14 protein-coding genes and 1 pseudogene are annotated in these 24,979 nt (G+C 53.7%); 3 read left to right on the top strand and 12 right to left on the bottom strand.

What is annotated here, in order from left to right; translation table 11 throughout:
- Nucleotides 1-148: 148 nt before the first annotated feature.
- The 11 genes from ABIE48_RS14140 to ABIE48_RS14090 all read right to left on the bottom strand — a co-directional run bounded on the left by ABIE48_RS14140 (nt 149) and on the right by ABIE48_RS14090 (nt 18,926).
- Nucleotides 149-2,212, bottom strand: a complete 2,064-nt coding sequence (locus ABIE48_RS14140; protein ID WP_192714176.1) for a glycoside hydrolase family 65 — start codon at nt 2,210-2,212, stop codon at nt 149-151.
- Nucleotides 2,213-2,227: 15 nt separating this feature from the next.
- Nucleotides 2,228-3,772, bottom strand: coding sequence for an extracellular solute-binding protein (locus tag ABIE48_RS14135; protein ID WP_192714177.1), 1,545 nt, complete (start codon nt 3,770-3,772; stop codon nt 2,228-2,230).
- Nucleotides 3,773-3,837: 65 nt separating this feature from the next.
- The gene (locus ABIE48_RS14130; protein WP_145019638.1) at nt 3,838-4,704 is read right to left on the bottom strand and encodes a carbohydrate ABC transporter permease; all 867 of its coding nucleotides are present in this window, start codon (nt 4,702-4,704) and stop codon (nt 3,838-3,840) included.
- A complete protein-coding gene (locus ABIE48_RS14125; RefSeq protein ID WP_260869159.1) occupies nt 4,704-5,636 on the bottom strand; it encodes an ABC transporter permease in 933 nt (310 codons plus the stop codon). The genes ABIE48_RS14130 and ABIE48_RS14125 overlap by 1 nt, the downstream gene beginning before the upstream one ends.
- 192 nt (nt 5,637-5,828) lie before the next feature.
- Entirely contained in the window at nt 5,829-8,126 is a 2,298-nt protein-coding gene (locus tag ABIE48_RS14120) for a helix-turn-helix domain-containing protein (protein WP_192714178.1), read from the bottom strand.
- 305 nt (nt 8,127-8,431) lie between these two features.
- Complete coding sequence (locus ABIE48_RS14115; RefSeq protein ID WP_192714179.1) at nt 8,432-12,136, bottom strand: DUF4450 domain-containing protein; 3,705 nt, start codon at nt 12,134-12,136, stop codon at nt 8,432-8,434.
- Entirely contained in the window at nt 12,126-14,396 is a 2,271-nt protein-coding gene (locus tag ABIE48_RS14110) for a glycoside hydrolase family 88/105 protein (protein WP_192714180.1), read from the bottom strand. The genes ABIE48_RS14115 and ABIE48_RS14110 overlap by 11 nt, the downstream gene beginning before the upstream one ends.
- 11 nt (nt 14,397-14,407) lie before the next feature.
- On the bottom strand, nt 14,408-15,700 hold the full coding sequence (locus ABIE48_RS14105) for a Gfo/Idh/MocA family protein (protein ID WP_192714181.1): 1,293 nt from the start codon (nt 15,698-15,700) through the stop codon (nt 14,408-14,410).
- Nucleotides 15,701-15,718: 18 nt separating this feature from the next.
- Nucleotides 15,719-16,840 carry a glycoside hydrolase family 88/105 protein gene (locus tag ABIE48_RS14100; protein ID WP_260869160.1) on the bottom strand — a complete coding sequence of 374 codons (1,122 nt, stop codon included), beginning with the start codon at nt 16,838-16,840 and terminating at the stop codon, nt 15,719-15,721.
- A gap of 251 nt (nt 16,841-17,091) precedes the next feature.
- On the bottom strand, nt 17,092-18,315 hold the full coding sequence (locus tag ABIE48_RS14095; RefSeq protein ID WP_145019655.1) for a S41 family peptidase: 1,224 nt from the start codon (nt 18,313-18,315) through the stop codon (nt 17,092-17,094).
- 8 nt (nt 18,316-18,323) lie between these two features.
- Nucleotides 18,324-18,926 carry a TetR/AcrR family transcriptional regulator gene (locus ABIE48_RS14090; protein ID WP_145019658.1) on the bottom strand — a complete coding sequence of 201 codons (603 nt, stop codon included), beginning with the start codon at nt 18,924-18,926 and terminating at the stop codon, nt 18,324-18,326.
- A gap of 240 nt (nt 18,927-19,166) precedes the next feature.
- Here ABIE48_RS14090 and ABIE48_RS14085 point away from each other — a divergent pair, with 240 nt between their 5' ends.
- The 3 genes and pseudogenes from ABIE48_RS14085 (at nt 19,167) to ABIE48_RS14075 (ending at nt 22,307) form a co-directional block, all read left to right on the top strand.
- A complete protein-coding gene (locus tag ABIE48_RS14085) occupies nt 19,167-20,648 on the top strand; it encodes a DHA2 family efflux MFS transporter permease subunit (RefSeq protein WP_192714182.1) in 1,482 nt (493 codons plus the stop codon).
- Nucleotides 20,649-20,801: 153 nt separating this feature from the next.
- Nucleotides 20,802-21,897, top strand: a pseudogene (locus ABIE48_RS14080) (cytochrome P450); the annotation flags it as partial.
- A 170-nt stretch (nt 21,898-22,067) separates the two neighbouring features.
- Entirely contained in the window at nt 22,068-22,307 is a 240-nt protein-coding gene (locus ABIE48_RS14075) for a DUF362 domain-containing protein (RefSeq protein WP_116230504.1), read from the top strand.
- Between the two features lie 93 nt (nt 22,308-22,400).
- On the opposite strand, the gene ABIE48_RS14070 is transcribed toward ABIE48_RS14075, so the two are convergent.
- Complete coding sequence (locus ABIE48_RS14070) at nt 22,401-24,869, bottom strand: family 43 glycosylhydrolase (RefSeq protein ID WP_354519101.1); 2,469 nt, start codon at nt 24,867-24,869, stop codon at nt 22,401-22,403.
- Between the last annotated feature and the right edge of the window lie 110 nt (nt 24,870-24,979).

Genomic DNA, 24,979 nt, shown 5'->3' with positions numbered 1-24,979 from the left:
GGCATATTCTTCCGCATGACAATCCCTAGTTGAAAAAATAAGTTGCAAAGAGCGCATGGAGCGCAAAAAAAGCTGGAGCCGTTAAATATTCGGCGCCAGCTCAGGCAAGCAAAATTTGGTATCGAACCGTATATGTACAGCATCATACTTATAATCGTTGCACTAGTCCCTCGTGCCGCACATTCCATGTTCCATCACCAGGAAATCCTGGAGCATGGGAATCAGGGCCCCCGATCCAGCCGGCAGCCATCAATGCTGCGGCGGAGAGCAGTCCACCGTTGCCCGGGAGATAGCAGAGCAAATTATCCCGCTGATAGTTATGGCCATTGATGAGATAGCTGTTTTTGACCTGATCCATCATCAGCATGTCTACGGCGAGTCCCGGTTCGCCGAGCCTTGCCGCGGCCATGGCTGCCATCGGGAAATCCCATCCCCACGATGTTTCCCATTTCCAGTCATCACGGACGCGGTAAAGCGTCCGAAGCATCGTCTCCCTGTCAACAAGCTTACCCGGTAATATGCCACATGCTCCAAGCATCGACGGATGGTCGATATTCGCCTTCTCGAACGTATCCGAGATCAGCTCGTGAGCTTCATATACACCTTGGACAGCATAAGGCTTCGACAATTTGGCACGCACATGCTCCCACTGCGGTTCAGGCGGGAGACCAAGCCGGCGGCGCCACTCCAAGGCAATGCCGAGCCCATGGAACCAATATTCCAGCTCAAACGTCGGATTCATCGTCCCATCGCCTCGATGGTTCTCCTGTGCCGGAATGACGGGCGGGCCCAGCACGTAACGGCTGCTTTCCTGCTCCCATACGGCATAGGAAACCATGAACCGGGCGCTTTCCATCACAATGTCCTGGTATCGCTCAAGCGTACGCTGGGTCGGCTCCGCCTGATAACAGAGTTCGGCCAGGTCGATCGGATGCGGCTGCTGCCAAATGAGCAGCGCACCGACATTGGATGGGCTCTGATCGCCTTCCGGTCCGACCATTTTCGGCCACCTTGCCCCTTCATACCCTTGCGATGCCGCAAGAGCACGTGCCTTGGGGAGGATTCGGCTGTACCAATCCATGCATTTTTGGAGCAGGTCGATCCTCCCCCACTGCGCAAAATGAGCGGCGTGCCACCAGTGCATCTCCAGATGAAATTTGCCGAACCAGCTGTTATACATCAGCCCGGTTTCCTGCGGAGGAAGCGAACCAGCGGAATGAAGCGCAGTCAAAAACTGCGACAGCACAACGCGCCGCTCAAGTTCTGATGCCCGGGGATCGCGGCTGTCCGCCAGTTCAAGCGCACCTCCGCGCTGCCAGAAGCCTTCCCAGTGACGGCTTGAAGCTTCGATGGTCGCGTTGATTTCTTCGCATACTGGCGGTTCATGAGGCGATAGGCTCACGGCAAACTCAAATCGTTCCAGCGAAGAGTCAGGCATAATACGGTAACTGTGCGGTCCTTCTTGAACCAAGTCCCCTTCAGTCCATGCCATTCTGAGGTGGTAGGTATCCTCGTCCATTATCCGCTCGATTTGCGCGCCCTGACGAGTTGCATTTCTGCTTATCGATGCATGCAGATCGGAGTCTCCCCAATTCAAGCCGATACTGCTCCCCCAGCCGCGGGCTTGCGGGTGGGGGGCCGGGAAGCGGACGATGATGGACAACCGTCCCTCTGCGATCAGCGGTGATTCGATCCGGATGCCGATCTGATCGGTATCCGGATGACAGGCCGTCACGACATGGACGACCTCTCCCCCTGCACGGAAACGGCTCGTAATGTTACCGTGCCACAGGTCGAGTGTCTGCTCAATGTCCTGGAGCTCATCGAGCTCGATCCGTTCTCCATCTGGAGAGCGCAGGTCGAGCCCGAAAACGCCAAGCTGCACACGATGCGGGTTTTGCCTCAGCCAATGAAAGGCTTCATCTTGTCCGGCCGCGTTCGTAGGATAACCTACATCTCTCCCATGCGTGTCGAATGGCTCCAGACGAAGCTGCTCCAGCGTGTGAACGTTCTGGCCTCCAGTGGAATGCCAGCCCCAATGCGATTGCGTTCCAAGCGGAAAGCTGTACGCGTCCGGGTAGCTTTGCATGCCAGTGATGTCCACCGTGTATGCCAGTTCCCCGTTACCGACCGAGAGCGGTGCCATTTTCTCTGGTTGGCGCAGGACGGGATTATGCCGGGAGACAAGCTTTTTGCGTTCAATCGGCTGCATGCCCGTTCCTCCTCGTTATTTTTGGTATTGTTTCACTTTGTCGTACCAGGCTTGTGCCCGCTTCGTCACTTCGTCCCCGCCGGATTTTTTCCACTTATCCACGAATTCGTCGAACTTTTCAATCGGCCACTCCCCGATCACGATCTTCGACAGGTATTCCTGGAACAGCTTATGGGATTGGATGTCAGGGTATCCTTCGTAGACGGACACCGGCATGCCATCGCCCGCGATGCGCCGCGCATCGGCGGTAGACGTCGCAAAGATATCCTTGATCATCTGCACGCGGTCCGCCGGGAAGGTTTGCTCGATGCGGACATCCATGGTCTCCTTCGTGTTATAGTTCAGCATGCCGAGGCCGATCGTGCGGTTATCGTCTGCAGGCAGCAATTGCTTCTTCCCGTCGACGACCTCATGCTGGATTCCTTCGATGCCGAACTGGACAAAATCCGCATTTGCCGGATCATAGAAGAAATCGAGCAGCTTGAGGGAAGCTTCCGCTTTATCCTCGGACACTTTCGGAATGAGCCACTCCGGTTCACCGACGCTTTTCTGCGTAACGAAGCCCTTGTATCCTTCCACGGTCGGCATCGGCATGCCCTTGATATTCACATCAGGCGCAAGCTTCTCAATCGCATCAAGCCGGCTATTCAAGTTCGCGGGAAGGTGGTACCAGCTGCCGACCAGGTTGTTGTTGATCTTCGCCGTCCATATTTCTCCTTTGTTCAAGAAAGTCTCGTTGTCGAGCAGTTTTTTCTCATACAGCTCCCGGATAAATTGGATGGCTGCTTTCATATTTTCGGTTACGCCTGCGTATTGCAGCTTGCCGTCATAGATATCCCACTCGGGCTTTCCTTCCCACATGGCGACGCCGTACATGCCGAACAAGTGGTCCATCCATGTTCCAAATTCCCGGCCCGTCGTCGGCAGCTCGTCTTTGGTGCCGTTGCCATTGGGATCCCCGTTCAGGAAAGCGGTCAGCACGTTCACATAGTCATCCTTGGTTTTGGGCATTTGAAGCCCCAGCTTGTCGAGCCAGTCCTGACGGATCATTGGCGCACGCTCGGGTATCATGTAAATTTTGGGGACGTAATAGATCTTACCGTCATCAGTCGCGGAGCGTACAATATTCCACGCCTCCTCCGGAATGCGTTCCCAAACGTGTGGCGCATATTTCGGCAGCAGTTCGTCCAGAGCCAGCGCACCGCCCTGGGAAATGAGCGTTTGCTCCACTCCGCCTACCGGACGCATAATGTCAGGCAAATCACCCGATGCGATCATGACGTTCATGCTTTCGACGGGATCGCCGCCGGAAGAGGTTGTGACCAGGTTGTACTGCACGCCGGTTTTTTCCGCGATATACTTTACATGCGGATCATCGCTTTTGGGCAGTTTTCCTTTTCCAAGGTGGGTTTTGTATACGTTTACAACAGTGTAGGGAGAATCTTTATCCCCAGCCCCCGAAGATCCCTCCCCCGATTTGCCGCCGCTGCATCCGGCGATCAAAGCCGTACCGGTTACCACGGTCAGCAGCAACCGCAGACTTTTGGCCCATGCTTTCATTCCGATCTCTCCTTTTCACTATAATGATGATTTAAATTCGTCTCGGCAGCTTGCTACGAGGGGCTCTACTCTTTCAAGGAGCCGAGCATCGCGCCCTTCACAAAATATTTCTGCAGAAACGGGTAAGCCAAAATAATCGGAGTCGCGGCAAATATGATCGTGGCCGCCTTCAGTGTGGTCGTGTTGTATCCAATGTTGCCCAGCATGTCGGCGACTTCTAGCGTCTCGGGTGTCATAATATATTCCCTGAGCTTAACCTGCAGCGGGTGCAGGTCCGAGTCGCGGATAAACAGAATCGCCCGCTGAAAGGTATTCCAGTATCCTACGGCATAAAACAGACTGACGGTTGCGAGCACTGGCTTGGACAACGGCATATAGATTTGGAACAATACGCGAAAATCGTGGCAGCCGTCGATCTGGGCCGAGTCTTCGAGTTCTGAAGGAATGCCCATGAAAAAGGTTCGGATAATGACCATATTAAACGTACCGATCACGCCGGGCAGGATCAGCGACCAGATTGAATCCAGAAGGCCGAGCGATTTGACTGTCATGTAAAATGGGATCAGCGGCGCGTTGAAAATCATCGTAATAACGATCCCGAACATCACATGCTTGCGAATAAGAAACTTGGCGTGCGCCAGCGGATACGCGGTAAGTACGGACAGCAGCACGCTGAGGAACGTCCCCACGACGGTAATAAACACGGTGACGCCAAACGACTGCCATAAATCCTGCCTGTGCAGGATATAGATCCACGAATCGGCCGTCCATTCGACCGGGAGGAGAAATACTTTTTTGGAGTCTGCGGCAACCGGCGAACTCAGCGAAACCGCCAGCATTTGCAGGAGCGGAGCAATCATCGTAAAAGCCGCTGCCGTTAGCACAACATAGTTGACGACGGTAAACAGTTTTTGACTCAGCGTTGTTTTCATCACCATAACCCCTGCTCTGTTTTTCTGGCTAACCTGTTAAAAATCCACAGCAATATAAATCCGATGATCGATTGGAACAAGCCGATCGTCGTCGTCATGCTGTACTGCCCTTGCAGGACACCGGCACGGTAAACGTACGTCTCGATAATATCCCCGACCGAATAGGTCATTGGTGTCAGCAGGTTAAAGATCTGCTCGAAGCCGAGTTCGAGAAAGTTGCCGATCCGAAGCAGAAACAGAACCGTAATGGTCGGCAGCAGCGAAGGCAGCGTGATGTATAACGTTTGTTTCCACCTGCTGGCGCCATCCACGACCGCTGCTTCATATAGATTCGGATTGATCCCTGCCAGTGCGGCAAGATAGATGATGGTTCCCCATCCGACCTCTTTCCAAATGCCGGAGATGACGACGATCGAGCGGAACATTTTCTCCTGCTGCATGAACAAAACCGGCTCATAGCCAAACCAGCCCCGAACAACGTTGACGATACCGCCTGTCGCAAGCAGTTCAAACACGATACCGCCAACAACGACCCAGGATAAAAAGTGAGGCAGATAAAAAAGGCTTTGGTACGTCCGCTTCATGACCATGCTGCGAATCTCGTTGAAGAGGAGCGCCAGCACGATCGGAGCCGGAAATCCGAACACGAGCTGGTACATGGCGATCAGCGCCGTGTTCCGCAGCACTTTCCAAAAATCGGGATAGGAAAAAATAAATTTGAAGTTGTCCAGGCCGACCCATGGACTCGCCCAAATCCCCTTCATGATCTGATAATCCTGAAAGGTAATGATGCTCCCGGCAAGCGGAACGTACTTAAATACGATGTAGAACAAAATGCCGGGCAAAATCATGAGATACAGCATCCAATGCTTCCTGACGTTTTTCAAATAACGGTTCCCTGATTCCCGCTGCCGGTTTGCCTGACGGGGCATCTCATGAGAATAAGCCATCCCCTTATCGACCGCCTTTCTTCCGAAATGAAACTTACGATAGCGCGCTTCTAAATCATACGGTCCACTGCAGGCTGCCGGCAATGAATCATTCGGTTTTGGCATGAGCAGATAAAGAAAATCCACCCAATTGAACGTTTCGCTCATCGGATGGAGAATTGGTTGATTGCCCGCTCAGACGGGAAACTTGTTATATTTCTTGTGCTCTCGGTATTTTCCGGGGGTAATGTCCTTCAGTTTGCGGAATACCCGGATAAAACTGTTCTCATGCTGATAACCGACCATTCGGGCGATTTCCGATAGCTTGTAATCCGTTTCGATAAGCAGCTCGCCGGCACGCTCGACACGAAGCCTTGTCAGATAATCGTGAATGGTTTCGCCCATCTCCTGTTTGAACAGTTGGCTGGCCAGGCTCACGCTGATTGGAACGGAGGCAGCGATTTCCTGTACGCCGATATTTCCGTCCAAATGGCGGTTCATGAAATCAACCATCTGCTGGACCATCATAAATTCTTTGCTGCCGCTCAAACTGCGGAAGTGGTCCGCAAGACGGCAGGCCTCCCTTTCCAGCAAAAGAAGGATCTCGCTGAGATCCAACGTCTCGAGCTCCAGTGCAACCTCCGCCTCATCCCATCCTGAACCGGATTTCATGCCATCCAATTTGAGCAGACCCTTCCGGATCGTCGCCAAAAATGCCAGCGCTTCGGAAGGTGACGGCTCCTGGTTTCCCAGGTGCTCGCCAAGCCGTCCGAGCATTCGGAGCGCCTGCTCGGTTGAACCCGACTGCACCGCCTCAAGCAGATTCGCCGTTTGGGCTGCATCCTGGATCGGTTCCACCGAATGTCCGGACATTTCGATTTCCCTATACGGAATGACTGTGCGGTAGCCGAGATAAAGACGGTAACGGACGGCAGACTGCGCCTCATAGAACGCAAGCCTCAGCTTCAGAATGTCATCGAAAGGCAGGCTGGCACCAATCGATATGTCCGTTCGCAGCATGCCCTGCACCATGCGTGTGGCATCACTAAGCCGATGCAGGAGATCAGGCTCCTGCCCATCTCGGCCGGATGCGTGCTGCACCAGCAGGGCAAGTTTATCTCTTCCGAGGTCAAGATTCACGCTGCGGTAATCGCTCGCAAGCAGTTCCTCCACCATATTCAGCATGGCGTATTTATACAGAAAACGGTCGTTGTCCGAAACGTTCTCCGCCCACGCCGTATACCGGTCGATCGAAATGACGATTACCCGCAGAGGCGCATCCGTCCATTCCTGAAAGTATTGACGCCAGCGGGATTCGATTTCCCGCTTCCCGGACAAGTTGCCCATCGCCACGTCCTGCACAAATTTGGAGGCGGCTTCCGTTTTCGTCAGCCGGATCTGCCGGGACAGCTCTTCATGCGACGTTAGCAGCCGGGAGGTAATACTTTCCAGCTTCCCGAAATCCGCTCCATCCTCGCTTCGTTCATAATCCGCCAGGAGCTTTCTCATTCTGCGAATCGGCCGGAACGAAACCGCGTGGATATGAAAAATAAGCCAGGCGCCGAGCACTAGTGTAACGAATGAAACGAGAAGAACGACCGTTCGGATCGTTTTCGATTTGGCCAGCACCTGATCCTGGGGCACGATGGAGACGTAATTCCACTGCGTGATCGGCGACGGATTATAGGTCAGCAGCAGCCGCCTGCCCTCATGTTTGAAATCACCATACAGCTTATCGCCAAGACGGCCGATCGTTTGATGGATCGCCTGCTCGTCAATCAAATGGCTTCCAAGCGCATAGACGAGATTTCCATCTTTGTCCAGAATGTATTGGGAGTTACTAATCGGCGAGACGCTGTTGAGGTGCATCTGTGAAAACAGCACGGAGCTGTTGAAGTTCATGGCGATCAGCCCTCGTGTCTTGCCCTGAATCACAATTTTACGGAAATAAGTCAGCTGGCTTCGTCCCTCATGATCCGAAGAAGCGGACAGCTGTCTTGATTTCACCAACATGGGCTGTTCCTTCAGCTCCTTTTCGACTCCGATCCAATCCGAGTCCGGAAATGTGCTGAACCTGGAGCTGTACCCCTGTGGATACGCAATGAAGCTGCGGGTTTCCATATTATATATGTATACGCTTTCTAAATAGGGCAGATTGACGACGATCGATTTCAAGTAATCGGTCAGCTGTTTAATGTCTCGCTGGGACGCCTGCGCCTCCTCCGTTAAATACCAGTAGACCCCGTTGTTGAGCGCCAGCTTGATCGCACTGCTGTCCGTGTCCTGGATGTAGCCTTCGATAAAGTTCATTTTATCGCTCAGAAGTTGATGATGCATCTCGCTAAGTTCACTTTGCAGCACTGATTTGGATGTGTAATACGAGGTCAGGCTGACTGCCAGAATGATTACAAAAACCGCAATCGTAAGGACAAAAACCAGCCTGGCCTGCGTCGTCGACAGCAGCGTCTTTGCCCAATTGGATAGCTTCGTCATCGTTGCACATGCCTCCCGACTAACTGTATGTTCTCCTAATGTTACCACATACGCCCCGAATTCAATGATATGAAATTGGAATTGCAGCGGATTTTTTGTAACCGCCATCATTTCGGTAAGGCAAAGCAGACTCCGTAAGCCCATTGCTAGATAGCTGGCTGCTGTAAAATTCACGCTGAACAAAGCAAAAAACCGGGCTTGCGCCCGGAAATTCACAGGATAAAGCGGCATGCCTGCCGGATTTACCTGCCGATGACCTATGACCCGAGTTATCTTGGGCTTCAGATTGGACTCCACCATTTGTTTTATCCCACAACAGTCAAACCAAGCACGCCGATGATGATATCGTTCGCTACAGCCCGTATTCTCACCCGGTCAATGTCTTTCGGCTTCACGGCGATATCCTTCACCTGCGCGTAAAGCGATCGGGCATAGATTTGGTTCAGCTCATGCCAATCCGGGCCCTCCGGTTCGGCATAGCTGTCATTCCAATGCTCCGAGTCACGAATATCGCCGATGCGTAAACGGCACAGCGGAACGGGCCCGTAGACAGCTCGGTCACAATCCCGCTCCGTCTCCGGTCCTTTCTCCATGGACCTGAAGTCCCGCGGAGCCAAGAGCGGATGGATCTCGGTTTCGCCGTCACGGTAAATGACTTCAATTTCCGCGTTGACGACGCCGCACTGCATTTGATTCGTATAACCGGTCAGCAGTAGATAGATCCGCCGGCCGCTGCTTCTAACAGGAAGCTCAATCGAGTCCGGAAACACGTCCCAACGGGAAGCAAAGGCACCGTTAGGAAGCTGCGGATCCCGCTGCTGCAAAAAAGATACCCCCGTTTCCGTCACCACAAGTCCGTTTTCGTTGACCTGGCGGCTTAGCAGCCGGTCGTTGATGAGTTCCATACCGATCGATCGGGTTACGCACCAATTGGAAGGAATTAAATGGATCGGGAGCTGCAGCGAGCAAAAGGGACTTCTCGGCGACAAATACTCCATACGGAACAGATCGCCGGCTCTTGCGTTAAAAGCCCGATCGATCGGAATATGGCGCAGCTCCTTCACACCAGCTGCAAGCTTAAGGGTCCAATCCGTGTACGAAGCTTCCGCCTCCATTTGTTCTCCGTCCGGCAGGGATAACTTCAACGGAAAGCGGTTGGTCCCCGGCAGCGGCTTTGCCCCGTTCATCCGAAATGTCAGCGGATCGGTGCTCTCCCCTTGCCGCAGAGCGATCGCGTAGGAGTCCTGCCCGAAGGACGCTTCGAATTGCATGTATTCCTGCATATGATTGGTGAACCGTACGCGGAACTCTTCATCTTCCGGGCTCCAGTCGACAGACCTTGTCTCGATAGGCGGCCGAACGTCGATATGGAGTGGCTGCCAAGAAGGCAACCCGTTCTGCAGAACGCGAACGAAAGCCGTATGTCTCCCCAAGGCATCCTGACGGACTTCGCCTTCGATCGCATCCTCCCCAGCGCCAATCGATGGATCCCGAAACACGCCTTGCGGATCGTAAATCTCCTTGGCCAGCATCCCTTCCGGAAGCTGCACCCTCCACTTCCGGCCAGCGGCAGCGGTAAGTACAGGAGGCAGCGCTGCGCGTTCGGTGCCTGCGTAGCGAACGATAACGCATACCTCCTTACCTGCCGGCAGCTCGATTCCGTTCACGATAAGATAAGGATGTCCGATGCCTGCTTTTAGCTCGAATGCGGTTGGCGATCCGTTTGCCTTGGCAGACAGCACGGCAGAGCGGGCCCTTAGCTTCACCCGCAGCGAAGCCTTGACGGATGACCGGAATACGTACGTTTCGGTCTGGTTTTCACGGATATAGCTGTATCCGATTTCCTCGGAACAAAAGGATGCTTGTTCCCATCCCTCTGGAAAATTAGGCGAAATTTCGTACCAGCCATGCTGCAGCTTTGCTTGTATGCCGTACAACCCTTCGGTCACCGTCCTGGCAAACATGCTGGATGTATCGGTAAAGTCAACGCTTTTGCCCTCGTAGACGCACATGAACGCTCCCGGGGTCACGTGGCGGGAGGTAGAGTCGTAAACGGCACCGAGCAACAGCTTATACCCCTCTTCCACCTGCCCGATTCGGTAAAAGCTCAAGGCCGCATGTAGAACATCCGCATAGTCGATGTCCCGAACGCTCCAAATGTAAGGTGCCCAATTGCTGTTCCATATGAGTTCACCGCAGCCTTCATCCGTCTCAATAGCAACGCGCTCAAGCACGTGCTTCGTGTACTGCAGCGTCTGGTAAATTTGAAAATCGTCCAAAATGCCGGATTCGATCGTGTGTACGATCGTCGGCAGACTGGCCGAAGGATGGACCAAATTAGCGCCGTATCCGTCCTGCGATTCCGCGATGTGTCCTTCCCGGACGAGCCACAGCCTCCCGTGCACCGCTTCGCGAATTTGCTGCGCGCGCCGGCGGAATGGCACCGGATCTTCGCCCAGCTGCCCGGCCAGCTCCGCAGCGCCTAAATGGGCGCGGTAATTATAAGCGGAAGCCAGGGCGCAGCCTGCTCCCGATGCGAATACGCCGTCGCTGGCCCAATAGTTGGCGTAGTTTTCGTACAAGCCGTCGCTGTCAGCGTCAAAGCACCGCTCCTCCCAAGCCAGATGCCGTTTCAGCGCGGGGTACAGCTTTGCCGCAAACGTCCGGTCGCCCGTCCATTCCCACTCCGTTAACAGCTGGTCCATGAACACCTGCTGCATATCGTATTTGGCCGTCCCTTCCATGCCTTTCGTGTAAGGAATCATCCCTTCACTGACGAAAACGCTGCGGCTGCTTTGCCTGGCCAGCCCGAATTCGGGATCGGGATCCGGCCGCCCGGTGCCTCCGGAACTACCTTTGAGCTGCATACCGATAAAGTGGCTGGTTTCTGATTGTACACGCTCATGCCAGCCGAGCTGAATGGGACCATACATGCTGCGCCAGCCCGACAACCGGCTATTCCAAGACCACGCTCCGTGAGCGAACACCGGGGGCAGCCAGGCCCCTTCCAGCGCGGCACAAGCGGTTCGGAGCGCTGCGTTCAAGAGCTCGCTCGGCGTATTGACTGTCGCGGTTGTCGCAACCTTTTCGTAACAGGCGGAAGCGTCCTGGTGCAGCTGCTGGGCTTCGGAAACCGTGAGAGGAGGGATCTCCTTGTCTCCGTAGCGAAGCACGATGTAATGGGATCTGCTCCAATCCGCCTCCTCTGCGCTTTGGAAGACGAGCAGCGGCCTCCTTGCAGACGGATCCAGATCCGGTAACGGATTTGCCGGCGAAGCACTACCGGATTCCCCCGGTCTCGCCTCGAAATCTTGTGGCGCCGATCCTGGATCCGAAGCGTTAACCGATTCGCCGTGAAACCACACCCGAGCTTCCATGGCGTTTATTACATCAAACGTGCCGGGCATTGTCGTTTGTCCTGTGATTCGGCCGCCCTTCATCCAACCGGCGGACAGCTCGAAGCCGCCACCGTACGCTTGGATCTTGTTCCCTTCGCAATCGGCCGGTTTCAGCTCCGTCACTTCCTGAGGCGTGTAGCCGGGGTCCAGCGTCCTGGCGTGGGTCTGCCCGGACGCCCCGCCGTATGCCGCCGTGACCGTTAATCCGTTCAAGCCACCGGGGGCGTCAATCTTTACCACCATGCCGCCTTCTGCCGCAAGCGGCATCACTTCAAGGCGCAGCATTCCCCGCGGTCCAAGGATCGGGTCCGTCATCTCGTAGACCATACGTGCCCCGTCATATCTGGCTTCGATCCGCTCGCATTGACGCAGCGGCTTTATCTTTCGACCGTCCCCGAGCCCCATCAGAAGCCGGCCGCCATCACCGGGCAGGAACATCATCCACTCGGGAAGGTCGCCCGCAAAGACGCGGAACCGTTTGCCGATATGCGGCAAGTAGGCACCGTACAACGCACGATTGTACACCTGAGGCCCGTTTACAACCCGGAAAGCCCCGTCCTTCGCCTGGTATGAAGCAGGGGTTCGGCCGGACAGATACGTTCTATTCGGCATGAGCGGCCGCTCCCTTCGCGGGCTCTTGCAAGGTGGCGAGATAAGTCCGGAGCCGCTTTGTTTCAATCCCAGCGAGCAGTACAATTCCGATGCCATGCGTATCGTTGAGCAGCCAGGACAGCCGCTCCTTGTAATAGAGCGGTGAGAAAGAATAGCCTGAGCCGCGGCAGACACCATAAATATTGCCGTGTTGATCGATGCAGTGCCGGGTCAGTGCTTCGAATCCGCGCAGCGCGGCATGTGCGAAACGGTCTGCATCCGGAATCCATCCCTGGCGGACGCCTTTGGCGAAGGCATAAACAAACATCGAGGTACAGGAAGTTTCCACATAGGAATCCGGGTCGGTCAGCACTTGATGCCAGAGCCCTTCCGCATCCTGCAAAGCTGCATAGCCGCCGCACAGCTCCCGGTACCACCGGAGCAGTTCGCTTCGCCGGGGATGATCGTCTGGCAGAACCTCCAGCAGTTCCGTCAGCGAAAACAGCACCCACCCGTTTCCCCTTCCCCAAGGAACGGTACACGGCTTGCCGAAACGGATGTTATAGACGTGATGCATAATGTTTCGCTCCGGCATGTACAGGCGCTTTCGATACAGCAGGAATTGCTCGGCAGCGTCGTCAAGATAATGCTTTTCTCCCGTCAGAGCAAAGTATTGGCACAGAAACGGTACGCTCATATACAAATCGTCGCACCAGATCGTATTCACCATCAATTCGCTGAAGCTTCGGAAGCGGTACAGCGTCCCGTCCTCCAGCCGGTCCTGCTCCTCCGTGATATAGCGCGCGATTCGTTCCGCCGCCCGCTCGGCTCCCGGGAGGGTCCGCTCCTTATGCGCCCGGAGCATGGTCGCTCCGAACGATCCGCAATCATCCAGGCTGTCGATAAGAGCCAGCTGATGGTTGGCTCCGGGCGCGCCGTGTCTCTCGGCATCCCACAAGACCAGTTCGTCGATCGCAGTGCATTGCCCGATATGGTCCGCAGCAAAATCGATGTAATCGCTGCGTCCTAGCTCTTTTCCGGTTTCAAGCAAACCGTACAGCGTCACCCCAAGCGGGTAGTTCCAACGACCGAACAAGCGGCTTTCTGCATATGGCCGTACCCGCATATTCGGCTGGTCCGTCCTCCAGAACGCGGCTTCCTGGCCCGTGCCGAGCAGCCGTTCGACTGATGCGGACTCTTCTGCGCCGGGAGGACGCTGGAATGGACCGGCGAACAGCCAGCAGCCCTCCATCCCTTCTACCGGATACGGTTTGATCCAGCGAACGCCGCTGTCCTTATCCAATGAATCGAACTCGAACCCCCACACGCTTCCTCGGCACGCCGACTGGACGATGATGTCATGGACGCCAATGCTTAAGGGGAAAGCGGCTGCAAAACGACCGGCGACCTGATTCGCTTCGCAGACTATCCGGCCATCAGCGAAGATGCGAAGCGTTCCCTCGCTGTTCCCGGACATCCTTACGGTGCCGTCGTAATCGGGTCCTCCGCAATTGAGCTTCGCCCAAGCCATTCCCGTCAAGCTCTTCCCGCTGCCTAAAATTCGTGCAAACGAGCCGGCCAGCCGCTCATTATTCGTCCATTCCCTCCTCGGCAGCCATTCGAGCCCTGTCTCCGCTTCAGAGACTGCTTCGTGGTCTTGGCCGGCAAACAGGATGACAATGTGAGGGTCCGCGGCTTGTACGGGAACTTCCTTGACGTTCCCCGGTATAAGCCGGTTCCGAACCGGCCCCGTATAGATCCAACCTTCCTGGCCATCCCTCTCTGCACTCGGCGCAAGAAAATGAATAGGCGCTCCTTTGATCGAACCTGTGCCAAAGACGGCGCCGCAGCCTGTGGCTGTTTTTTCAAATTCAAGGACAAACGAATTCCAGCCTTTGCTCAGCTGTCCGCGAATATCGGTACGGGTGTCCGGCAGCACGTCGTCACGATGATTGGATTCGAAGGCCAGCCGGCCGTTGATAAACAGCCTAGTGTGGCTGTAACAGCTGATCCGGAGGGGCTGGCTGCCCTCATCATCCGCCCACAATTTGGCCCATGCATAAACGAACTCTCCTTCCTTCAGGCTGGGGAGTTTGGCGTCGGCGTTCATATCGTATCGGTAATTCGGCCTCCGGCGAAAGCCTTCTGCGTTCATTGTTCTGTACACCGGTGCCTGCCGCGGATTTTCCCCGATGTACCGATTGGCGATGGTCGCCAGCACCTGTTCCTCGGTTGTCCATCCCCCTTGAGCGATCGCATTTTTTTCATCAACGTAGCCCATGGCAAACCTCCTTATCTGAATTTGACCAGGTCGTCAATATGAACCGCCTGTCCCGTCCGGATCGAGCGGTTGGCGGCAATTCCCGTCAAAATCGATTTTGCGCCGTCGATGTGGTTGGCTGCCCGCCGAAAACGGTCTTCCGCCGGGTCTCCGAAAATATCGCGCAGCAATGCCGGATCGCCTCCGCCGTGACCACCCGCGGCCAGCTCCACCTCAACGTCGTACGGCTGGCCGAACATCGGGATGACGCGGATCGATCTCGTTTTGACGGCGCCTTCCTGCGCTTTGTCTCCTCCCGCATTCACGTAGGATTGTTCGCCGACGGCCATTTCGATGCGACCTTTCGTGCCGTTAAATGCGATTCGGTAGCCTTCCCAAGGCATGTACGCATTTAGCGAATACGTCAGGATGGCATTGTTTTTGTAGCGAACGAGAACGCCCATTGTGTCTTCGATGCTGATCCCGTCGCTAAATACGCTCCGGTCCCGGATGTAGCCGTCCTCTTGCTCGGCATCCAAATACAGTGCCTTCAAGCTTTCGCTTTCATCCATATGAAGCGCGAACGGATCCTCCTTCGCGTTTGGGTGGCCGGTCGACCGGTCATAGAATGAGGTGACGCCGCGCTTCTCTGCGTTTTCCTTCCCATAGAACAGCAAATCGCCGAACGCAAATACCGTCTCCGGCTCGGAGCCGATCCAGAAATTGACCAGGTCAAAATGATGCGTCGATTTATGCACGAGCAGCCCGCCGCTGTTGCGTTTGTCCCTGTGCCAGCGCCGGAAATAATCCGCCCCGTGCTTCGTGTTCAGCAGCCATTCGAAGTGGACCGAAGTGACCTGGCCGATCGTGCCATCCGCAATCAGCTCCCTTGCTTTGGTATGATGCGGTGCATATCTGTAATTGAAGGCAACCCGCACGTTACGCCCGGTCTTTTGCACGCAGTCCAGAATTTGCTGGCATTTGTTCTCGTCGACCGTCATCGGTTTTTCCGAAATGACATCACAGCCCAGTTCCATCGCCCGGATGATGTACTGGTGGTGCGTCCGGTCGACCGTCGTGACGATGACGGTATCCGGCTTTTGCTCAGCGATCATACGGTCGAAATTACTCGCCGGATAGGTTGGAACCGGATGGCTTCCGTATTTTTCCTCAAGCAGCTTGTTGGCGTAATTCATGCGCGTCCGGTTCGTATCGCAAAAAGCAAGCAGCTCCGCTGTTTCCTTATATTCCGTTACCAATGCAGAATAAAAAAATTGAGATCGTCCTCCCGTGCCTACCAGCACGTACGTTTTTTTCTTTGGCATCGTCGTCATCGTCCTTTCCTACTCGATTGGCTGCTGTTCCAGCAGTTCGATTTCGATGGCAGCCATCAGAAACGCCGCCGTTCCTTTCGGATCGTCCTGCCTCGTCGGTTCGCCTATGTAATAGTCATATGAGCCGTCCCGATATGGATGCCCGCCAAGTCCCGCTACCTTGCAAATGCCGTTAAGGTGAATTTCCCCATCCGCTTCCGTAACGCAGTGGGTGATTAACCCTTCGAATCCCCGCTGTGCAGCTTGCGCCGCTTCATCCTGCAAATAGCCGAGACGACTGCCTTTGGCCAGCGCGTATACAAACATGGCTGAAGCGGATGTCTCCAAGTAATTACCCTCACGGTCTCTTTGATCCAAAATTTGGTGCCATAATCCGGACGATTCGTCCTGCACACGAATGACTGCTTCCGATAGGCGATGAAACAGACCGACAAGCAAACCCCGCTTTGGATGATTCAGCGGCAGGTTATCCAGGACGTCGGCAACGGCCATCATAAACCATCCCACGGCCCGCCCCCAGAAGTGGGGTGAACAGCCCGTATCCGGGTCCGCCCAGCGCTGTTCTTTGCTTTCGTCCCAAGCATGGTACAGCAGCCCTGTTACTGGATCCCGGGCATTTCTTTCCATCAGCTCAACTTCCCTTGCCGCTTCGTCGTACCAGAAGGTCTCGCCGCTTAAGGACGCATAGGACGTCATAAATGGTGCCGTCATGTAGACGCCGTCCAGCCACATCTGGAACGGATATATTTTTTTATGCCACAGTCCACCGTCGCTTGTTCGCGGATGACCTTTCAGCTGCAAAGCCAGCCATTCGATCGCCGACCGGTATTTCCCGTCGCCCGTCTCACGAAGCAGCGCGAACAGCGGCTTGCCGGAATTGATTTGATCGACGTTATAGTCGTTCAAGCGGTAGCCGCGAATGGAGCCATCCTCCTGAACATACAAATCCATGTTTGTTTTCACATAGTTGAAATACCGGATGTCGTCAGTTTTGCTCCACATTTTTCCCAACGCGGTGAGCAGGCAGCCGATTTCATAATTCCAGGACAGGCGCGAATAAAAAGGCAAGTCAGTAACCAGCGGGTAGCGCTCAATGAAAGAACGCGCCCATTTATCCGACCAGCGCTCCATGTACATCTCCCCTTTCTGAGATTCATCCTAGACGCCGCCATACCTTGACGGCAACCGTTCGAATCACCATCAAATAGTCCATTCCCATACCATGCGGCCGTCTGAAGGATCGGTTTATTTCCCGCAGATTCGGTTGATCTAAATGGGAGGCTGTCACCGTTAACCGAAAAGCCGCTGATCGGGTTTAAGTGCAGCAAAATAATAAAGGCCGGGCAATGTATGCCCGACCTTCGCTTTATTAGGAATGACAATCATGCATTTTTGATAACCTCAAGCGCCTTCTCCAGCGTTCTGTCCCTTCGTTGATACAGATCTTCTCTCCTCACCGGAACTTCGATATCAGGTGCGATGCCAACATTCTCAAATGGGTCCCCGTTTGGAAAATAGGAGCGGATGGCTCCGACCAACACAACGATATTGCCGTCATCGAAATGCTGAACGAGCGGCTGACCGGTTGAACCATAGGTCCTCTCTCCGATGATGATTGCTCTTCCGTTGTCAATAAACGGCATGGTAAAGTCTTCGGCTGCAGAACCGGTGAATCGATCCACCAAGATGATGACATTACCTTGGTAGGAGGTTTCAGCCGAAGGTTGCGTATAGTCCGGGTCAAATACGGAAAACCGATAATCCGTTGTAAAGGATATTTCGGCATTCGGATGCCGATGGTATAAAAACTCAGGATGGCGCGCCATCTCTTTCCACCACCGATACGGCCGGTTCATAAGTTTGTGCGTTAACCTTCCCGGCGTGCTCCCGCCGCCGTTTCCTCTCACATCGATGATGATCGATGAGGCGTGTTGATATTCCCCGATCAGCTCGAAAGCCTTCTCTTCAAATCTCGAATGGTTAAAGCTTGGAATATGTATATATGCCGTTTTGTCTTGCTGCAGCCATTTTCCTGATGTATCGCCATTGTTGTGATTGTTATAATCTACAGGTTGACGAGATAACGTAACCGTTCGAGTATTGCCCTGCTCATTCAACAGTTCGATGTCTGCCTGTTCCTTCATATAAAAATGCGAAAAATACACAGGTAGACGGCCAGCCATCATGCGCCAATCCGTAATCCCGGTCCATTGGCCCAACTCGTTCAGCCACTCGTTCATCGATTTGCCGGCAATGGCTACCACCATATCCCCGGGGTGGGTAAGCCCGGTGTCGTCTTCCTTTACAAGCCAAGAGCCATCCGACTCCAGCAGTGATAATGGAAATGCCCCGCCATGCGGGAACGGCGCCGCCCTGTCGATATAATTCGAATGAGCGTTACGAAGCTGTCCAAAATACCCCCACATCACCTTTTGAAAATCAGCCCGGTTCTCGGCCGCTGCGGCTTTGTCGAAAAACTCTTTTGCCGCTTCCCCCAATTCATCAGGTGTGATGGTTGCACTCTCCCAGTGCGCAAATGCTTTTTCGGTCATCCGGATCGTTTCCGATAAAATCAACAGCCGCTCTTTTAAAGATAATTCCTGCATCCAGCCATTCACTCTCCCTTCGTTTCAATCCGGCTGCGCGTCAGCAAATAAAACTGCTTGGCGAGAAAGGCCGGTGTGTACGGCATGTCATTGCGAAGCCAGGCTACAATCGTACCAATGAGGGCTGCCGATCCATGCCAGATGGCGATGTCCTTGGGTATGCCTGCTTTGTAACAAAAAGACTCGGTCCCCATCTCGTCGATTCTTGCCGAAATTAAATCGGTCAGCATATTTAACAGCCTTTCACTGAATATGGGCGCGCGCCGCGATCCCAAGATCACCTTGTAAAATTTGTGATGCTCCGCAATATGCTCCAAAAGCCGAAGCATCATGGACCAATCCTCTTCCTCGGTTGCCGGTTTTTCCGGCTCAATGCCCACGGCCTGCTTGAAATCTTCGATCATATCATCGGCCATTTTTTCCAGCATGTCGGGAATATCCCGGTAATGCAAATAAAAGGTGACGCGGTTAATGGTGGCACGTTCGGCGATCCGGCTGATGGACATTTTCTCGATATCCATCTCCTGCAGCAGATCGATAAAAGCATCCTTGATAAGCTGCCTTGTACGAAGCACTCTGGGGTCGGTCGGCTGTTTGGAAACGTCGGGCATTTTTTTCCTTCCTTTCTCCTGGCCTGCGTAATAGACAATTTATTAGCAATGTGCAGTAATTCTCATCACTAATCAACATTAAAACGATGAAACGAAAACTAATTTACATTTTTTGTGAAAACGTTGTTTGTAAGCTCCCACGGTTATGTCTATAATCTCATTTATACAATGTTAATTATCCAACACATTGTAAATTAAGTCTAGAGAGAAAAGAAAGGAAGGAGTAGATTGAGTCATCCTATGGACACAACCAGCAGTTCCGTCAAGAAGGGTCCGATTCTAATCATCATGATTCTGGGCGCCTTTCTCGCAACACTGAATCAGACGGTCATGAGCGTGGCCACCCCGGAATTGATGATTGATTTCAACATTTCGGCCACCACGGCTCAATGGCTGACCACCGGCTATATGCTGGTCAACGGAATCCTGATTCCGATTACGGCTTATTTTATGCAGAGGTTCACCACCCGCCAGCTGTTCCAAGCTTCGATGATGATCTTCCTCGTCGGAACTATCGTGTCCGCCCTCGCGGTCAACTTCCCGGTTCTGCTCACGGGACGCATGATTCAAGCAGCAGGCGCCGGTATCATCATGCCGCTGTTAACCAACGTGATTTTGGTATTGTTCCCTCCGGAAAAGAGGGGCGCGGCCATGGGGATGATGGGACTTGCCATCATTTTCGCTCCAGCGATCGGCCCGACGCTTGCCGGCTACATCCTGGAAAATTTCAAATGGCAAACGATGTTCTATGGCATGATCCCGCTTGCCGTTATTGTCATTATCTGCGGTTTTATTTATTTGAAAAACGTGTCGGAGACAGTCCGCTCCAAGATGGACATCATCAGCGTCGTTCTGTCCACAGTCGCATTCGGCACACTGCTGTACGGTTTTAGCCTGGCAGGGAGCCAAGGATGGTCCAGCTCCGAGGTGCTGGTGTCCATTGCCGTCGGCGTGATTGCCCTCGGGATGTTTGTATGGAGACAGCTTGTTTCCAAGAAACCCCTGCTGGATCTCAGGGCTTTCAAGTACGACATGTTCTCCCTGACCACGGTGATCAACATCATGGTTACGATGGTCATGTATGCGGATATGATGCTGCTTCCGTTATACCTGCAAAATGCACGCGGCTATTCCGCCCTGGAATCCGGATTGCTGATGCTCCCGGGGGCGCTTGTGATGGGACTGCTGATGCCCGTCACCGGCCGCCTGTTTGACCGCTTCGGCGCCAAATGGCTTGCCGTTGCCGGATTGATCATTACGATCGCAACAACCGCCGGATTCATCAACTTGACGGATCATACCACCTATGCGTATCTGCTGCTCATGTCGACGGGACGCCGGATCGGTATGGCACTGCTGATGATGCCGATTCAGACCGCAGGTCTCAACCAACTGCCTGCCCGATTAAACGCGCATGGAACAGCCATATCCAACACCGTGCGTCAAGTGGCCGGTGCGGTCGGTACGTCCCTGTTGGTAACGGTCATGTCCGACCGGACGAAAACGCATCTGACGGACATGATGGCGTCCGGCGGCGCAGCGGCGAATCAGAAGCAAATGGTACTTGAAGCGACCATCCAAGGAATTAACGACGCCTATGTTGTCATTATCGGTATTGGCATCGTCGGGCTGTTGCTCTCGTTCTTTATCAAGCGCACGTCCCGGAATATTGAGCATGCATCCGAAGCTGCGATCCAAAAAGGCGTCGTGAGTGAGGCCTAAGAGTTCGCCCATGGTCTTGATCCAACCGTTATAACCGGAAAGCGGACCTTTAGGCATAGGTCATTCGGTAGTGGTTCCTCTGACGATTATATGTTAATTTAACATATGTTAATTTAATTATATTCCAAATAATTCGAAACGGGAGGGAGTATTATGCAGAAGGAAATTATCTCCTTAGCTAAAATCACCCAATTTCGATCCGCCGTGGAAGAATTCAGCCCCTTTGAATGGTACAGGCACCACTTGGAACATGATCCGATCAGCTATAATGAGGAAACAAATTCCTGGAATGTCTTCCGGTATGAAGATGTAAAAAGAGTATTGAGCGATTACGATTACTTCTCCAGCGTGAGAGCACGGACGACGATCAGCGTCGGCGCCGATAATGAAGCCGGCCAGCATAATTCGGGACGGGTCGATCTCAGTTCGGATCCTCCGGAACACCGCAAAAGCCGCAGCCTGCTGTCGGCGGCGTTCACGCCAAGAAGCTTGAAGCTGTGGGAGCCGCGCATCCATGAGGTGGTCAGCCAGCTGATCAAGGACATGGGAGACGAACCGGTCATCGATATCGTCAAGAGCTTCTCCAGCGCGCTGCCCACCATCGTGATCGCCGACCTGCTTGGCGTTCCGTCCGAAGACCGCTTCTTGTTTAAGGAATGGGTCGATCATCTGTTCCTCCCTCTTCCGGCCGACAATGTCGAAGACGTTCAGGAGCTGAAGCGGCAGGCGGCCACGAATTACTACAACTATCTCTATCCGCATGTCATCGCCAAAAGAAGCCAGCTCACCGATGATATTATTTCCGATCTGATCCAGGCCGAGGTCGATGGCGAACGTTTGACCGATGACGAAATCGTCCGGATGACCATGTTCATTCTCGGGGCCGGCATTGAGACGACAAGCCATCTGCTGTCCAGCACGTTCTATTCCTTCCTGTATGATAACGATCAGATCTATGGCGAGGTCCAGGCGAACCGCGAGCTTCTTCCGAATACGGTGGAAGAAATGCTTCGCTACCGGTTCCACATGGCGAAAATGGACCGTACGGTGAAGCAGGATAATAACGTGCTCGGCGTGGAGCTTAAAAAAGGAGACGTCGTCGTAGCTTGGATGAGTGCTGCGAATATGGACAAGGAAGTTTTTGAGGACCCGTTCACGCTGAACATCCACCGTTCCAACAATAAACGGCGATCTGACCTTCGGCAACGGTCCGCATTTCTGTCTGGGAGCACCGCTGGCCCGGCTTGAAGCCAACATCGGCCTGGCGCTGTTCATGGACCAATTTGAGCGGATCGAGCCCGTTCCAGGGTTCAAGCTCGAAGATCACTTGACCCCATCCGCCGCCGGACAGACGCTGATCTCTTTACCGGTACGCGTGATACGCCGGTAGTAAGCATTTCATCGAAAGGGAGAGACCCAATGCCTTATGTGATTACTTCGGGATGTATTGATGAAAAAGCGGCAGAATGTGTGGACGTTTGTCCGGTAGACTGCATCGAGGAAGGTCCGGACCAATTTTTTATCGAGGCGGATATTTGTATTGAGTGCGGTGCTTGTGAGGTAGCTTGTCCGGTCGGAGCCGTTTTTTACGATACGGATGTGCCTGACGAAGAAAAACATATGATCCAAAAAGCGGAGGATTTTTATAAATCGAAATGATGCGATCATGAGAACAGCCTGCCGATCCGGAAATCGGCAGGCTGCTGCTGTTACGGAGAGTACACAGAGATCGAGATACCTTCCGGTTACGGCTTACGGCGAAACTTTAAAGTTATCGAAATGCGTATGCTTATTGGCCGTTCTGACGCCTGCTTTGCCATGCGTGAATGGGTTCAGACTGTTGTCCGTATAATCGATCTTCGGTTGGTTCATATCATCCACGTAAACTTTCATATTTGTCCCTTTCGTTACCACTTTCATATGGTACCAGGTGTTTGTCGCATAAGTCTGCGGCGCACTTTGGATAAATGTCCAGCTGTAACTCATCTTGCCGAGGTTAACCCCGCTTGTCGTCAAATAGGCATAGTACCCTTGGAAGGCGTCATAATTGTTTTGCCCCCACTCCGTGCCATGGGAAGGATTGGACACCCTGAAGAGCAATCCACCGTCGCCTCCAGCGTCGATCATTTTGACGTCGGCTTCGACCGTGTAATCCGCCCAGTTCGCGTCCCCGATCGTGGACTTGGCAGGTCCAGAGCTTCCAGCGCTGTACTCGCCGTTCTCTACGGCCCATGTCCCTTCAAATCGCGTCCACCCGTTGTCATTACCATCGTTAAAGTCATCGCTAAGCGCTGTGACTTGTGCGCTCTTATGGAACGTCATCCGTGAGAAATCGGCCTCGCCTTTGACGAATTCGACCCTGAGCTCCCTCTGTCCGGCGTTCAGATAAACTCCTTTCTTCGTGACGGTCTGCCAGTTATCCCAGTCCCCTGTGTTCGGCACGTCGATGATTCCCGTTACGTCCGTTGATCCGTCCCACAGGCGGACTTGAACGCCGCTCATCGTCGTGGCCATTCGGAAGTCGATATCGTAATAACCGCTTGATTCCACGTTGACTTTGTATTTATACCATTCTCCCGTTTGATTCCAGCCTAGGTTAAACAGCCCCTCGCTATTGAGACGAATATCGCCCGCGTCCGTGCGGTACGCGCCGCCGATATTATTCGCGGTCGTGTCATGATAGGCGACACCCTCGCCTCCTTTCATGTAATGCACCGCTTCGATCGTGCCTGGAACCGGTTTGTAAGCATCCCATGCACTGCTTCCGTTGACATCGTTACTGACAGCGACATAGCCGAAATCCGCATGCGTATCTTCCGTTAGGACACCTATTTTACCTCCGCCCAAATTGGCCGTCCGCGTCCCTTTCAGCATGCCGTCCACATAATATTTAAACGTCGTGCCGGATTTCTCGATACGAATGCTGTGCCATTTCGTGTAATCAAAACCTGCAGGCAGGTCGAACGTTTGCCACGCTTGATCCACACCGTTGATCCGGAAGGACGTCGCAAGGCGGTTATTTTTCGAGCTTAGCAGCGCTACGCCATAATTGTTCTCATCCGTATACGAGAAGGTGGCCCCGTATCTTGGGCTAGCGGAAGTGCCCCGCTTCATTTCTTTCGTATTGAATTCAGCCGTATAATCGGAAGCGCTGGATGCCGATGAAATCTGTTTGTACCAGGTCGTATCCCCGATCGAGTCCTGCCACATCAGCTCTTGATTGTAGATGCCCCAATGGCCGCCGTTGACATTGGTCCACCCGCTGCCGATCGATGTCCGGTCGAAGTAATCGTAGAATGTAGGCATCGCCGGATCCTGCTGCGGGGTTGTTGTCGGTCCCTGAACGATCAGCTTGGCGTTGTTCCAAACGATGCGGTCCATATTGAGATGACGGAGCGGACCAACTACGCCCGGCCCTTCCAAGTTGTGATACACGATGTAATGGGTGTCAAGGTTAGGGCCGACCACCACCGTATTGTGTCCAAGTCCCACGGTCGGGCCTTCCGTGCTGATTAACGCCGGATTAAGGCTGTCGGCAGCGTAACCGGACCGCGGACCTGTCGTACTCACCGCATAATCTACCCGGTATCCTTTGCTGAACACGTGATTGCCGGTATAAGTCATATAGTATTTGCCGTTCCGCTTGAAGACGGTCGCCCCTTCGGTCCAGCCTCCCATGCCGACGCCCGTAGACGAGCTCGCCCCGATCGAGGTCGGGCTGCTCATCGGTGCTGCATCGATGCGACCCTGCCCTGCATGATAGAAGCTGAACGATCCGTCGTCGTCGATAAAGACGTGGCCGTCGATCGTTTTACCAAGATTGCCGGTAACGACGTTGAACGGACCGGTAGGACTCGTGCTGCTGAGGACGTAATGTCCTTGGCCTGCCGGCGATGTATACATGTAGAACATGCCATTCCAATAAACGACCTCAGGCGCATAAGCGCCATGCGTAATCGGGTCCGTTGCGGCCAAACCCCGGTAGGACCAGTTCACCAAGTCTTTGGAGCTCCACACCTTAACGCCGTCATCCGTATCTCTTGTACTCACATACAAATAGTAATATCCGTTAAATTTCAAAACGTAAGGGTCTCCGAGTCCATACTGCCCCCATTCGTCAGGAAGTGTTCTCGGGTTTTGATAAGCAGAGGTTTCGGTGGGAACCGTGGTGATCAGGGAAAATGTAACCGCTACCATCATTAGCCATCGCAAGGATTTCACTATGATATTACCTCCCTAATTTGTACGATAGATTACGTTTTTCGTAAATGGATCTGATAACGGGAAGAGCCAAAAGAAATATGATTCTTTTGGCTCTTGGAGTATCGGCG

This window comes from Paenibacillus sp. OAE614 (genome assembly GCF_040546645.1).
Lineage (GTDB): Bacteria > Bacillota > Bacilli > Paenibacillales > Paenibacillaceae > Paenibacillus_AQ > Paenibacillus_AQ favisporus.
Note: the sequence above shows the minus strand (reverse complement) of the source record. Positions and strands in the feature narration are given on the sequence as shown.